13 protein-coding genes are annotated in these 14,333 nt (G+C 68.1%); all 13 read left to right on the plus strand.

Translation table 11 applies throughout. The features are described from left to right. Window positions 1-180 precede the first annotated feature (180 nt). The 13 genes from OXM57_07885 to ftsZ all read left to right on the plus strand — a co-directional run bounded on the left by OXM57_07885 (window position 181) and on the right by ftsZ (window position 14,294). A complete protein-coding gene (locus OXM57_07885) occupies window positions 181-630 on the plus strand; it encodes a cell division/cell wall cluster transcriptional repressor MraZ (protein ID MDE0352599.1) in 450 nt (149 codons plus the stop codon). 145 nt (window positions 631-775) lie between these two features. Beyond that, entirely contained in the window at window positions 776-1,684 is a 909-nt protein-coding gene (gene rsmH / locus OXM57_07890) for a 16S rRNA (cytosine(1402)-N(4))-methyltransferase RsmH (protein MDE0352600.1), read from the plus strand. Next, entirely contained in the window at window positions 1,681-2,070 is a 390-nt protein-coding gene (locus OXM57_07895) for a hypothetical protein (GenBank protein ID MDE0352601.1), read from the plus strand. The genes rsmH and OXM57_07895 overlap by 4 nt, the downstream gene beginning before the upstream one ends. Before the next feature lie 5 nt (window positions 2,071-2,075). Continuing rightward, a complete protein-coding gene (locus OXM57_07900; GenBank protein ID MDE0352602.1) occupies window positions 2,076-3,830 on the plus strand; it encodes a penicillin-binding protein 2 in 1,755 nt (584 codons plus the stop codon). Continuing rightward, entirely contained in the window at window positions 3,823-5,283 is a 1,461-nt protein-coding gene (locus OXM57_07905) for a UDP-N-acetylmuramoyl-L-alanyl-D-glutamate--2,6-diaminopimelate ligase (protein ID MDE0352603.1), read from the plus strand. The genes OXM57_07900 and OXM57_07905 overlap by 8 nt, the downstream gene beginning before the upstream one ends. A 37-nt stretch (window positions 5,284-5,320) precedes the next feature. Next, a complete protein-coding gene (gene mraY / locus OXM57_07910) occupies window positions 5,321-6,382 on the plus strand; it encodes a phospho-N-acetylmuramoyl-pentapeptide-transferase (protein MDE0352604.1) in 1,062 nt (353 codons plus the stop codon). After that, on the plus strand, window positions 6,382-7,731 hold the full coding sequence (gene murD, locus OXM57_07915; GenBank protein ID MDE0352605.1) for a UDP-N-acetylmuramoyl-L-alanine--D-glutamate ligase: 1,350 nt from the start codon (window positions 6,382-6,384) through the stop codon (window positions 7,729-7,731). The genes mraY and murD overlap by 1 nt, the downstream gene beginning before the upstream one ends. Next, window positions 7,728-8,915, plus strand: coding sequence for a putative lipid II flippase FtsW (gene ftsW / locus OXM57_07920; GenBank protein ID MDE0352606.1), 1,188 nt, complete (start codon window positions 7,728-7,730; stop codon window positions 8,913-8,915). Before murD ends, ftsW begins: the two co-directional genes overlap by 4 nt. Continuing rightward, complete coding sequence (locus OXM57_07925; protein MDE0352607.1) at window positions 8,912-9,997, plus strand: UDP-N-acetylglucosamine--N-acetylmuramyl-(pentapeptide) pyrophosphoryl-undecaprenol N-acetylglucosamine transferase; 1,086 nt, start codon at window positions 8,912-8,914, stop codon at window positions 9,995-9,997. Before ftsW ends, OXM57_07925 begins: the two co-directional genes overlap by 4 nt. Continuing rightward, window positions 9,981-11,342, plus strand: coding sequence for a UDP-N-acetylmuramate--L-alanine ligase (murC, locus tag OXM57_07930; GenBank protein MDE0352608.1), 1,362 nt, complete (start codon window positions 9,981-9,983; stop codon window positions 11,340-11,342). Before OXM57_07925 ends, murC begins: the two co-directional genes overlap by 17 nt. Continuing rightward, complete coding sequence (murB, locus tag OXM57_07935; GenBank protein MDE0352609.1) at window positions 11,342-12,283, plus strand: UDP-N-acetylmuramate dehydrogenase; 942 nt, start codon at window positions 11,342-11,344, stop codon at window positions 12,281-12,283. The genes murC and murB overlap by 1 nt, the downstream gene beginning before the upstream one ends. Beyond that, entirely contained in the window at window positions 12,280-13,092 is an 813-nt protein-coding gene (locus OXM57_07940) for an FtsQ-type POTRA domain-containing protein (protein ID MDE0352610.1), read from the plus strand. The genes murB and OXM57_07940 overlap by 4 nt, the downstream gene beginning before the upstream one ends. Window positions 13,093-13,214: 122 nt before the next feature. After that, on the plus strand, window positions 13,215-14,294 hold the full coding sequence (gene ftsZ, locus OXM57_07945; GenBank protein MDE0352611.1) for a cell division protein FtsZ: 1,080 nt from the start codon (window positions 13,215-13,217) through the stop codon (window positions 14,292-14,294). Window positions 14,295-14,333: the final 39 nt, after the last annotated feature.

Here is a 14,333-nt window from a genome sequence, read left to right on the forward strand (position 1 = left end):
CCTCCCCGGGCGCTTTCTAGACGCCGACCGGCCGGCCCACGCGACCCGGCCGGCGGTACATCGCCATCCGATTTCCGGTTGGTGTCATTTTGTGTAAGATTGGTGCATCAGGTGGGAGGAAGTGGTAAGCTGCTGTTCCCAGGCCCCTGATGGGTAGCGGACGGTACTACGAGCGGAGTGATGAAGGAACGGCGCCAGGAGTTCCTAGGCGAGTTGTCGCGGAAGGTGGACGGCAAGGGTCGCGTCGTGCTCCCGGCCGAATACCGCGACCTGCTCGACGGTGACTTCTACGTGACCAGGGGTCGGGACCGCTGCCTGTACGTGTTCCCGTGGGAGGTGTGGGAGAAGAAAAAGAAAGCAATCGGGCAGCTCGACGAGGCCAGTGCCGCCGGCAGGGCCGAGGTGCGGGCCTTCTTCTCCGGCGCCACCCGTCCCGATCTCGACTCGGCCGGCCGGGTACAGCTCTCGTTCAGGTTGCGCGAGTACGCCGGGCTCTCGCAGGATGTGATCTTCGTCGGCGCCGGCGAGTACGCCGAGATATGGGCCGCGGAAGCGTGGGCCCGCTACCAACCATCGGCCATGGCGGCCTATTCCGGAGGACAGGAGGATTCACCACAGGCCAACGATTGACGCGAGACAGCCCCACCGGCAGGATGACCTGCTCATTGCCAGCCCTCCGGACACCCAATGGATTGTCCCTACTCCGCCCGCAGTCCCTTAGGTAAGAAAGCATCGGAGGGCTGGCAATGGGTCAGGAACCAGGAAAGAGGAGCCGGTGAGCGGGAGGCCGTTCCATGTACCCGTGCTGCTGGAAGAGGTTGTGAGCTTGTTCTCGCCCTTACAGGACGGGGTGATAGTTGACGCGACCCTCGGCGGAGGCGGTCACACTGCGGCTCTTCTCGCCAGGCTCGACGACTCGGTCAGCATTCTCGGCATCGATCGTGATCCCACCGCCGTCGACCGCATGTTCGAGCACGGCCGGCTCCGGCTCGTGGTAGGCAACTTCGGACACCTGGGCCGGATCCTGGCGAGCCAGGGTCTGGACGAGATAGCCGGAGTCCTGCTCGATCTCGGCGTCTCGAGCCGTCAACTTGACGAGGGAAGGCGCGGCTTCTCGTACCGTCGTGAAGGTCCGCTCGACATGCGGATGGGTCCGGATGCCACCCGAACGGCCCATGAGATCGTCAACGAGGCGTCTCCGGACGAGCTCGTACGGATCATCCGTACGCTGGGAGAGGAACGGTTCGCCAGGCGGATCGCCGGAGCGATCGTCGAGCACCGGCCCATCGGGACTACTGCTCAACTGGCAGAAGTGGTCCGCCGGGCCATTCCCGCAGCCACCCGGCGCTCGGGCGGCCATCCGGCGCGCCGGACCTTCCAGGCGGTGCGGATGGCCGTGAACGACGAGCTGAGCGCCCTGTCGGCAGGGCTTGACTCCGGTATCGAGGCACTCCGTCCGGGGGGTCGATGCGTGGCGATCTCCTACCACTCGCTCGAGGATCGGATCGTCAAGCGCCGGTTCCGGCGGGGGGAGGGCAGGGTCCCCGGCCCGGTGCTGCCTGTCGAACCTCCGGTCGAGTTGACGGCTCTCGCTCGCCGAGTCATCAAGCCCGGTGAGGAAGAGGTGCTCCGTAACCCGAGGGCGCGAAGCGCCCGCCTCCGCGCCGTGGAGAAGGTGGCGTGACGGCGCGCCGGCTACCGGCTCCCGCTCCTGCTCCGGCCGGTCTCCGCGTCCTGTCCGGGGGAGGAGCAACCTGGTGGCGCCCGCTCACCTGGGTGGTCTACACGGTGGTGGCGGTGGCGGCCTTCCTGGCGTTCATCTTCCTGCGGACCGCGGTCGACGAGGTCGTGTACGAGATCAGCAACACGCAGGCGCAGATACAGGTGGAGCTGGAGCGTCAGGCCCACCTGGAGGAGGAGAAGAGAGCTCTCCAGTCTCCCTGGGAGATCGTGCCGATCGCAGAGAGAATGCTTGGAATGGTGCTGCCCGAAGATGTGATCCCCGTGTCCGCGGCGGGTCATGAACCGGTCGGAGACAGCGGAGCCTCGACCCAGACCCGCGAAGGCTGAGGCCGATGGCGACCAGGAAGCCGCGGCGGCTCGTCAAGCAGTCGACCGACGTGCGCTTGTTGTCGATAGCGCTGATCTTCGTCGGGTGCTGGGTATTCATCGGCTACCAGCTCTACCAGGTTCAAGTCGTGGACGCGGCCGCGTACCGGGAGGCTGCCGACCGGCAGCTCATCCGGGTGGAGGAGACCGCGGCGGTTAGGGGAACCATCTTCGACCGTCAGAACCGGGAACTGGCGATCACTTCCCAGTCCCGCTCCATATATGCGGATCCGCGCCAGATCGAGGATCCGTCGGGAACGGCCTCGGTGCTGAGCAAGCTGCTCGAGGTCGACATCCACACCCTCCGGGACAAGCTGTATTCGGACACCACCTTCCAGTTCATCGCCCGCCAGGTCGACACCGACACCGCGGCCAAGGTGGAGGCTCTCGAGCTTCCCGGCATCCACCTCCTGCCGGAGCCCAAGCGGGTATACCCCTACGGGCCGCTCGCGGCCCATGTGGTGGGCTTCGTCAACATAGATTCGGAGGGTATCGAGGGGGTCGAAGCCGAGTACGACGACCTTCTGACGGGCGTTCCCGGACGGGTGCTGGCCGAGCGTGCGGCGAGAGGGCAGCTGATCCCCCAAGGCCGCACCGAGATAGAGCCCGCCGTGGCGGGCGCCGATCTGGTCCTGGCGATCGACCGGGAGATCCAGTTCATGGCCTACCGGGAGTGCGTGGAGACGTTGGTGGTGGCCCAGGCGAAGCGGTGCATCGCGGTGGCCATGGATCCCGGCACCTTCGAGGTGCTGGCCATGGCGGTGGCGCCGGCGTTCGACCCGACCACCAGAACGCAGGACGACATCGATTCGGGCCGCCTTGTGAACATGGCCATCCGCTCCGTCTACGAGCCCGGCTCCACCCAGAAGGCGGTTACGGTGGCGGCCGCCCTCAACGAGGGAGTGGTCGCCTGGGACACCCAATACCTGGTGCAGGACGAGTTCGAAGTCGTGGAGAACACTTGTGACGGCGATGGCGTGCAGGAGTTCGGCTGCTACCGGGACTTCAGCCCGCATGAACCCATGGTGATGACGGTCAGGGACTGCGTCCGCCTATCCTCGAATGTATGCATGGTGAAGATCGGCCGTGACCTCGGCGTAGACAAGCTGCGGTCGTATCTGGACGCGTTCGGGTACGGTCAGCTCACCGGCATCGACTACCCGGGCGAAGCCGGCGGAGCGGTCAACCTCCCGCACGGCTGCCCGACCTGCCCGGCCTCCGCCTCGATCGGCTATTCCCTCTCGGTCACCGCCCTGCAGATGGCCTCGGTGTACAGCACCATCGCCAACGGGGGCGTCCGTATGGGACCCCGCCTGATGATCGGTTGGGCGGATGGAGACGGCCTCCAGCAGACCGAGCCCTCAGCCGGGACCAGAGTGATAACCGAGGACACCGCCCGCACGGTGCGCCTCCTGCTCAAGTCCGTGGTGGACAGCGGCACCGGTACCAACGCGGCCGTGCCCGGATACACGGTGGCCGGCAAGACCGGTACCACCCGGAGGTTCGACTCCGACCTCGGGGGGTACACCACGGACTACATCTCCAGCTTCGTGGGGATGGCGCCGGTCGACGACCCCCGTTTGGTGCTGGTGGTGGTCGTGGACTCACCCCAAGTGGGTTCGACCGTTGCCGAACGGACCGGCGGCGCGGTGGCTGCTCCCGCCTTCTCCCGGATCATGGAGGCGTCCCTCCACCAGATGGGAGTACGACCGGATGCCTGATGACCGGTTCACGCTCGCCCGCCTGGCCGGCCGCATCGGCGGTGAGCTCAGGGGCGACGGCTCGGTCCCGATCGGTGATGTGACCCACGACAGCCGCGAGGCCGGCCCCGGGTTCCTGTTCGTGGCGGTGCCCGGCCGGATCGTGGACGGCCACCGATTCCTGGAGGATGCCGCCCGGCGGGGAGCGGCCGCCGCCCTGGTGCAGGATCGGTTCGTTCCGGTCGCGATTCCCCAGATCCGCGTTCCCGATACCCGTCGGGTGCTCGGCGTGGCCGCCTCCATGGTTCACGGCGAGCCCTCCCGCAGCCTGGAGATAGTCGGCGTGACCGGCACCAACGGCAAGACCACGGTTACGGTGATGCTGGAGGCGATCGCCCGGGCCGCCGGTCGATCGTTCGGGAGGATAGGAACTCTGGGCGTCACGCTGGAGGGGGTCGATGAGACCCTCTCGCACACGACTCCGGAGGGGGCCGACTTGCAACGTCTCTTTCGAAGAATGGTGGACAGCGGGGTCTCGACCGTGGCGATGGAGGTGTCCTCGCATGCCCTGGCCCTCAGCCGTGTCGAAGGCACCACCTTCAGGGTGGCCGCGTTCACCAACCTGTCCCAGGACCACCTCGACTTCCACGGCAACATGGAGGATTACTACCTGGCCAAGGCCAGCCTCTTCGACGGTCGCGCCTCGGTTCACGTCATCGATGTGAGCACCGCCGCCGGGCGGCGCCTGGCCGGATCGGGTAACCGGCCCGTCGTCACGGTCGGCCATGGCCCCGGCCATGAGGTGTCGATCAACTCTCCTGACCCGGATCTCTCTCGCGCCCGCTTCCGCTGCCGGATCGAGGGTCGGGACGTGACCCTGAAAGTGCGTCCCGGAGGTCTTCACAACATCCACAATGCGGCCGTGGCGGCGGCGTGCGCCCAGCAGGTGGGTATCGGATTCGGCCCCATCAGAGCGGGTCTGGCCTCCATGACCGGCGTGAGGGGCCGGCTCGATCCGGTGGACATGGGTCAGCCCTTCCAGGTGCTGGTCGACTACGCCCACAGCCCCGAGGCGGTGGAGTCCGTGGTCCGGACCGCCCGCGCCCATAGCAGCGGTTCGGTGATCGTGGTGGTGGGCGGCGCGGGGGATCGGGACGCCACGAAACGACCCTTCCTGGGAGCGGCCGCGGCCCGGGCCGACCTGGCGGTGATCACATCCGACAATCCTCGTAGCGAGGATCCTGCCTCGCTGGTAGCGCAGGTGGTGGCCGGTACGAGGGGTGGTCGAGCCCGCGTGCTGGCGGAGGTGGACCGCCACGCGGCCATCCGGCTGGCGATCGACCACGCCTCGCCAGGCGACGTGGTGCTGATCCTCGGCAAGGGCCACGAGACGTACCAGGACTTCGGATCGCGGGTGGTTCCGTTCGACGACCGGGAAGTGGCCGCCTCCTGGCTAGCGGCCCGGTCGGGATAGCGGCCATGCCAGTCGACCGTCTCACGGGTGGCCTCCGATGATCGCCATGCTCACCGCCGCCACGGTGGCCTTCGGGGTGGCCATCTTCGGTACCGCCTACGCCATCCGCCTGTTCCGGGCGCTGAACATCGGCCAGTTCATCCAGCAGGAGCTGGAAGGCCACATGCACAAGTCGGGCACGCCCACCATGGGCGGCATCGTCATCATCGCCGCCATCCTGTGCGGCTATGCGGTGTCGCAGTTCCGGGTGCGATTCGACGACGGCGGCATCGATCTGGTCGAGACCGGTTTCGAGACCTCCGGGCTGCTCGTGATCGGCGCCATCGTCGGCATGGGTGTGGTCGGCTTCATCGACGACTACCAGAAGCTCTCCCGGTTCCGTAACAAAGGTCTCGGTATCACGGCCAAGCTGATCGGTCAGCTGGCGGTGGCCGGGCTCTTCACATGGGGCGCGGTGGCAAGCGGCGCCTCCACCGCCCTTGCCTTCACGCGGCCCACGGCCCTCGACCTGGGAGGGGCGGCGTTCGCCGTCTGGGTGCTCCTGCTGCTCACCGGCTTCTCGAACGCGGTCAACTTCACCGACGGCCTGGACGGGCTGGCATCGGGATCGGTGGCGCTGGTGGCGGCCTCGTACATGATCATCGCCTTCTGGATCTTCCGGCATCCCGAGATCTACAACGTGGAGGGAAGCCTGGGCCTGGCGACCGTGGCGTCCGCGATCATGGGCGCCTCCCTCGGCTTTCTCTGGTGGAACGCCTGTCCCGCCCGGATAATCATGGGGGATGTCGGCTCCCAGGCCCTGGGGGGCGGGATCACCGCGATCGCGTTGCTGACCAACACGCACCTGCTCCTCGTGATCCTGGGCGGCCTGTGGGTGATCGAAGCCCTGTCGGTGATCATCCAGGTGGCGGGGTTCCGGTGGTTCGGGGGGCGGCGGGTATTCCGGATGGCGCCCATCCACCATCACTTCGAGATGAAGGAATGGCCGGAGACCACCATCATCACCCGCTTCTGGATCATTGCGGCGATCGGCGTGGCGCTCGGCCTGGGGATCTTCTACGGGGACTTCCTCGCCGTGGGCCAGCTAGGAGGTTCCTGATGCACACCCTGGTGCTGGGTGCGGGTATCTCGGGGCAGGCCGCGTCGCGGCTGGCGACCCGGCTGGGGATGGAACACCGCATCTACGACCGGCGCGCCGACGCTCTCGATGGCGCTCCTGCCGGGGTGGAGACAGTTGCCGGCGAGTGGGACCCCTCCATGCTGGCGGGCGTCTCGCTGGTGGTGGCCAGCCCCGGGTTCATGCCCCATCTGCCGCCGTTGACGGATGTCCGAGCGGCGGGAATACCGATCTGGAGCGAGGTTGAGCTGGCCGTTCGCCATCTCGATTGCCCGGTGATCGCCATTACGGGCACCAACGGCAAGACGACCGTGTGCCGCCAGACCACCGAGATGCTGGTTGAGTCGGGCATCAGGGCGGTGGCTGCCGGCAACATCGGGGTTCCGATCAGCGATGTCCTGCCGGGAAGCTGCGAGGTGGTGGTCCTCGAGATCTCCAGCTTCCAGCTTGAGTACACCTACTCGCTGGCGCCGCGGGTTTCTGTGTTCATGAACGTCGCGGATGACCACGTGGACTGGCATCGATCGCTGATCGCCTACCGGCTGGCCAAGGGCCGCATCTCCCGCCATCTCTCCGACCAGGACCTGCTGGTCTACGACGAGGGGGATCCGGGCGCGGTCGCCCATGCGCTCGGGGCCCCAGGCCGCAAGACGCCGGTGACCGGCGCCGAGCCGGGCCCGGGCCCGGAGGGGCCGTTCGGGTTCGCCGCCGGCGGCCTGATGCTTCCCGGCGGGATGGCGCCGATCGCGGAAATGCCCGACCTCGACTACTCCTTCCGGGTGAACTTGGTGGCCTCGGCCGTGGCCGCCGTAGAACTGGGCGCCGACCCGGCGGCGGCGGCCAGGGTGGCGTCCCGCTTCCGGCACCGCCACCATCGGCGGACCGTGGTGGGCTCGCTCGGCGACGTGACCTGGGTGGACGATTCCAAGGCCACCAACCCGCATGCAGCGATGGCGGCCATCCGTTCCTATCCGTCAGTGGTGCTGATCGCGGGCGGGGTGAGGAAGGGCCTCGACCTGTCCCCCCTGGTGCGGGCGCCCAACGTCCGCTACATGGTGGCGATGGGGGAGTGCGGTCCCGACCTGGTGGAGATGGCCGCGGGTCTGCCCACCGCCCTGGCCGGTTCGATGGAGGAGGCGGTGCGGATGGCCTCCGACCACGCCCGGGCCGGGGATACCGTCCTGCTCTCGCCGGGCACCACCGGATTCGACATGTTCACCTGCTACGAGCACCGGGGAAACGTCTTCATCCAGCACGTCGACGAGTACCTGGGTCGGGTCCGGGCCGGCCGGGACCCGAGGGCGCCCGCATCCGCGGCGGCTGCTGAATGAGCAACCGCCTGTCGTCGATCGCGGACCTCCGCGTCTGGGCCCGCCGCCGCGACGAGATCGCTCTGTCTCGATCCAGGGTGGTGGTGTTCGTGCTGGTGCTGGCCGCCAGCCTGCTGGTGATCGGCCTTGGGGCCACGCTGTCGGCTTCCTCAGCCTCCGGGATCATCCAGGAGGCCGATCGGCTGGCGGTCTTCAAGAGGCAGCTGCAGTGGGTGGTCGTAGGCGTTTGCGCGATGGTGATCATGGCCATGGTTCCCTACAACTGGTACCGCCGGATCGCCCCCTATGCCCTGGGCCTCTCCTTCGCCGGGCTGGTGGTGACCCTGATGGTCGGTGTGAGGAGGGGCGGCGCCAACCGGTGGCTGGAATTCGGTGATCTGACCGTCCAGGTTTCGGAGTTCTCCAAGCTGGCCGTGATCGTTTTCCTGGCCGCCGTCCTCACCCGTCGAAGAGACCGCCTCGACGAGCCGCGCCAGTGGGCAGGCCCGATGGTGTTCGCAGTGGGCGGGACCTGTGCGCTGATCGTCTGGCAGCCCGACCTGGGAACCGCCATCATCGTGGCCGGGGCGGCCGGGGTCATGATGATCGCGGCCGGGGTGCCGTTCCGGTATATCGCCGGCATCGGCGCTACCGGATTGGCGGTGATCGGGTATGCCACCTACTCGCTGGAGTACCGCCGCCAGCGGTTCCTGTGTTTCCTGGACCCGCTGTCCGACCCGAGCGACGCCTGTTTCCAGATGATCCAGAGCCTCATAGCCCTCGGCAGCGGCCACTGGCTGGGTGTCGGGCTGGGCGCCTCCCGGTCCCGCTGGTCATACCTGCCCAATCCCTACACCGACTTCATCTTCACCATCATCGGTGAGGAGACCGGTTTCATCGGGGCGACCGCCCTGCTGTTCGCCCTGGCCGGCTTGTCGCTGGTCGGGGTGTGGGTGGCCTACCGGACCAGCGACATGTTCGCCCGCCTCCTCGCCAGCGGCATCACCGCCTGGTTGGGCGTGCAGTCGCTGGTCAACGTGGGTGGTGCGGTTGGCGCCATTCCGGTTACCGGCCTGGCCCTGCCGCTGGTGTCGGTCGGTGGTAGCGCGATGCTGGTGGCCATGGCCGGGGTCGGGATCCTGGTGAACGTGGCGCGCAACGCCCCGCACGTACCCGATCCGGCGCCGGAACGGCGGGCCCGGTGAGTTTCGCCATCGCCGCGGCAGGCACCGGTGGGCACATCTTTCCTGGCCTGGCGGTGGCGGAGCAGTTGGTCGCCGCCGGAGTCGGTAGGGAGCACGTGCTGTTCATCGGAGGAGACCGGATGGAGGTCGACCTGGTCCCGAGGGAGGGCTACCCGCTGCTGCGGATACGGATACACGGCCTGGAGAGGCGCCTGTCGGCCCGCAACCTCCGCATCCCGCAACTCGTGTGGAAGGCCGCCCGGACCGTGGCGCGGGAATTCCGTGAGCGCAGGGTCAGGGCCGTGCTGTGCATGGGAAGCTACGTCACGGTGCCGGTCGCCATCGCCGCCCGGCAGGCCGGCGTGCCGCTCTACATCCACGAGCAGAACGCCGGGGCCGGGCTGGCGAATCGCCTGGCCGGCCGCTGGGCAGACCGGTCCCTGGTTTCGTTTCCCGGTACCAGGGGGCTGGCCGGGGAGGTCGTCGGCTACCCGCTGAGGTCATCGCTCACCACGCTCGACAAGGCCGCGGTCCGGCCGGACGCGCTGGCGCGGTACGGACTGGAGTCCGGCCCGGACACGGTCGGCGTGATGGGAGGGAGCCTGGGCGCGGGGTCGATCAATGAGGCTGTCACCGCCTTGTCGGAGAGGTGGAAGGGCGCGCCCATCCAGATCGTTCACCTCGCGGGCGACCGGAACCGGGCTCAGGTGTCGACCACCGGAGACGCGTCCTCGGTGACGAGGCGGGTGCTGGGCTTCGAGGACCGGATGGACCTCTTCTACGGCGTCTCGGACGTGGTGCTCTCCCGGGCCGGCGGAAGCATGATGGAGGCGGCCGTGACCGGCACTCCCAGCGTCCTGGTGCCCGGGTCGTTCGCCGGACGCCATCAGCTTGCCAACGCCCGCGCCATGGTCGAGACCGGCGCCGCCGTGCTGGTGGAGGAGGCCGGGCTGGGTTCTGTAGGCGGGATCCTGGAGGACCTGCTTGCCGACCCGGAGCGGCGCGACCGGATGCGCCGGGCCGCAATTGACGCAGCCAGGCCGGGTGCTGCTGCCACCATTGCCACCATGATGATGGATGGCGCGGATGTCGCGGCTCGATGAGAGCATACGAATCCACCTCGTGGGGGCGGGGGGTGCCGGGATCGGTCCGCTCGCCAAGCTGCTGTCGGCCATGGGTCACGTCGTATCGGGGTCCGACCTGGTCGGGGGCGCCGGCCTCGAAGGGCTGGATAGCCACCGCGTAGAGACGTGGGTGGGCAACCGCCCCGACCGGATGGCGGAGTGCGACCTGGTGGTGGCCTCGTCGGCGGTTCCCGCCACGGACCCGGAGTTGGTGGCGGCGGGAGACGCCGGGGTCACGGTGTGGGACCGTCCGCGCCTGCTCCGCGAGATAACCGGTCGCGTACCTACTCTCGGCTTCACCGGAACGCACGGCAAGACCACCTCCACGGCCCTGGCGGTGACAGCTACGAGAGCGCTGGGGATCGACGCCTCCTTCGTGGTGGGTGGTGACCTGGCGGGTTCCGGCGCCAATGCCCACCTGGGCGTGGCCGACCTGCTGGTGCTCGAGGCCGATGAGGCCTTCGGGACCTTCGCCCACCTGGTCCTGGCCGGGCTGGCGGTCACCAATGTCGACTCCGACCACCTTGACCACTACGGGACGCAGGAACGCCTGGAGGATGCCTTCCGGGATGTGGTCGACCGGGTCGACGGCCCCGTGGTGGTAGGGGTGGACGATCCGGGTGGGCGGCGCCTGGCCGAGCGGACCGGGCGGCCGGGGTACGGCACCTCTCCCGAGGCGGTCTGGAGGATCTCGGATGTCGAGCCCGGTCCCGGCTCGGTGTCCTTCCGGCTCGGCGGCCGGTTCCCTACCGGATCGGTGAAGGTCGGCAGCCCCGGCCTGCACACCGCCCGCAACGCCTGTGGCGTGCTGGCCCTGCTGTCCGAGCTGGGTTACGACCTGGCAGCAGTGATCGAGAGCCTGGCGCGTTTCGAGGGGGTACGGCGGCGGCTCGAACATCGGGCCACGGTCGGTGACGTGACCATCATCGACAGCTATGCCCACCATCCCGCCGAGGTGGCGGCCGACATCGAGGCACTGGCCCCGGTGGACCGGAACCGGCTCTGGGTGGTGTTCCAGCCCCATCTCTATTCGAGGACGGCGGCGCTGGCATCCGAGTTCGGGGAGGCCCTGGCCGGGGCGGACCGGGTGGTGGTGACCGACATCTACGGGGCTCGTGAGGCGCCCCGGCCGGGCGTCACAGGAGAGCTGGTGGCAGACTCGGCGAGTGGCCGGCACGGGGCGGTTCGCTACGTCCCGGGCTTGGAGGAGGCGGCGGATCTGGTCGCCGGGGAGGTCCGGCCGGACGACCTGGTCCTCACGTTGGGCGCCGGAGACATAACCACCCTGCCCGACCGCCTGGTCGACCGGCTGGCCGGGCGCTGATGCAAGGCTGGGACGGACTCGTAGCCGGTGGCCATGTCCGCGCGGGGGTGGAGTTGTCCCGGCTCACCACGTACAAGCTGGGCGGACCCGCCCGCTGGTTCTGCGAGCCCGGGAACGTGGAGGAGCTGCGGTCGGTGTCGCTGGCGGCGCGGGCACGCGGGATCGAGATGGTCGTCATGGGACGGGGAAGCAACCTGGTGGTATCCGACGACGGATACCCCGGCCTGGTGATCCGGCTGGGTGCCGGGTTCAGGCAGGTTGCCGTGGACCGGGAGGAGCGGATCGTCAGGGCTGGAGCGGCTGTCAGCCTGCCCGTGCTGGCTCGAAGGATGGCCGACGAGTCCCTGTCCGGGCTGGAGTTCTACGTAGGCATACCCGGTTCGGTGGGAGGGGCGGTCCGCATGAACGCCGGATTCTTCGGCGTAGAGACCGTTGACGTGATCAGGTCGGCGTCGATCCTGGATGCCGGCTCGGGATCGGTCGTCGAGCGGGAAGCCGGCCGGCTCGGTCTCGGCTACCGGACCAGCAACCTGGGCGCCGATGAGGTCGTGCTCGATGCTTCCTATTCGGTGTGTGAAGGTGATCGGGAGAGGATCGTGGCGCTGATGCGCGAGGCCATTCGCTGGCGGCGCGATCACCAGCCCGGGGGAACCCTCAACGCCGGTAGCGTTTTCCGCAACCCGCCGGGAGACAGCGCCGGGCGGATCATCGACGCGCTGGGGCTGAAGGGGATGCGCCGCGGCGGCGCCCATGTCTCCCCGAAGCACGCCAACTTCTTCGTAGTGGATCCCGGCGGCACCGCGCAGGATGTGTTCAGCCTGGTCCGGGACGTGAGGAAGCTGGTACTCGACATAACGGGAATCCTGCTGGAACCGGAGGTGAGGTTCATCGGGTTTCCACACGATCGAACGGGGCAATCGCCCGGAGGCAACCAGGATTGACCATCGAGCCCCGCATCAAACGTCGGCGCCGGGAGGTCGCCGAACAGCAGGCTCGGACTCGCATCCGGAGGTCCATCTGGATGCTGGTCATCCTGGCCTGTGCCGGCGGTGTGGCGTGGTTCCTGATGTCCCCGTTCATGAGTGTCGAGGAGGTGGCCGTCAGCGGCGCGGTGCGCGTGCCGGTCGAAGACATTCTTCAACGGAGCGGGGTGGTCGAGGGCAGGCCGCTGGTCACCATCCGCGCCCCCACGGTGGAAACCCACCTGATGGAGGATCCCAGGATCGCAGCCGCCTCCGTCAAGCTGGTGTTCCCCACCCGCGTCGAAGTGGTGGTTCGGGAGCGGGTGGACACAGCCTGGATCGACCTGGGGGACAGATGGGGGGTTCTGGCCGACGATGGCGTGGTGCTGGCTTACGCGTCCACGCCGACCACCCGGCTCCCGCAGATCCGCGTGGTCATCGATGACCCCGGGCTGGGCGCCAGGATCGAGGTCCCGGAGGTGGGCGGCGCGCTGGATTTCATCGCGGTCCTGCCGGATGACCTGGCGGAGCGGAGTCTCTTCGAGGCCAGCGACGGCGAGCTGTGGGTCTGGGTGGGTAACCGGATAGCCCGGCTCGGCCTACCCAGCGACATGGCGGCCAAGGCGACCTCGCTCCTCACGATCCTCGACACCGCTCCGGTCGGACTCATCGACGTCACGGCCCCGAGCCGTCCCGCAGTCCGGCCCTGGAAGTCGGTCGGCAGGACGCTGCCCGGACTCGAATACCTTAAGTCTCAACTAGAAGCAGAGATTTATCTAGAACCTTAAGGAATCGGATGGCGTATGCTTCCCGAGTCTCCACTAGAACGCGAAGCTTTGCCTCTAGCATTGGGCGTGTCCGGAGCGGACTGTCAATGCCGAAGCGGTGAATGGAAGGAACGACACACCCAATGACCGTTATCAACGAAAGCCCCCTCCGTAGCTATGTGGCTGTCATCAAGGTGGTCGGGGTGGGTGGCGGCGGCACGAACGCCGTCAACCGCATGATCGAAGCCGGAATCCGGGGAGTGGAGTTCGTCGCCGTGAACACGGACGCGCAGGCACTGCTCATGTCGGAGGCAGATGTCAAGCTCAACATCGGCGGCGAGTTCACGAAAGGACTGGGCGCCGGCGCGGATCCGTCGGTGGGCAGGTCCGCCGCCGAGGACAACAGGGAACAGATCGAGGAAGCGCTGGCCGGTTCGGATCTCGTCTTCGTGACCGCCGGCGAGGGCGGGGGAACGGGAACGGGCGCCGCACCCGTGGTGGCCGATGTCGCCCGCAACCTCGATGCCCTGACCGTCGCGGTCGTCACCAGGCCCTTCGGATTCGAGGGTCATCGCCGTTCCAAGCTGGCCGAGCAGGGCATAGCCGCGCTCAGGGAGGCGGTCGACGCCATGATCGTCATCCCGAACGACAACCTGCTGGCCGAGGCTGATCGCTCCACCACGATGATGGAGGCTTTCGCGATGGCCGACCAGGTCTTGACGGACGGGGTCAACGGCATCGCCCAGATCATCACCACACCCGGCCTCATCAACGTGGACTTCGCGGATGTCAAGACGGTTCTGGGCGGAGCCGGCGCGGCCGTGCTCGGTATCGGACGGGCATCGGGCGAGAGTCGGGCGCTGCAGGCGGCCCAGCAGGCGATGTCCAGCCCCTTGCTCGAAACCACGATGGACGGGGCCAAGGGTGTCCTGCTCTCGATTTGCGGCCCGCCCGATATGACCCTCGCCGAGGTGAGCGAGGCGGCCATGGCCGTCCAGGACCACGCCGAGTCCGATGCCCAGATCATCTTCGGTGCTACCTCCGACGAGTCGGTCGGCGAGGAGGTGCGCGTCACCGTGATCGCCGCCGGGGTGGGATCGCCTTCCGCGGGTCCGTCCGGATCGGGAGCGTCAAGGCGCACCCCGTACTCCGACCGATCGGAGGGCGTTTTCCGGTCGGCCGAGGATGATCCGCTGGACATACCCGACTGGCTCCGGGAATAGAACGCACACGGAGACGCCGGGGACATCCGGCCGGTCGAC

This window comes from bacterium, from assembly GCA_028820935.1.
In the GTDB taxonomy this organism is placed as follows: Bacteria; Actinomycetota; Acidimicrobiia; order Spongiisociales; family Spongiisociaceae; genus Spongiisocius.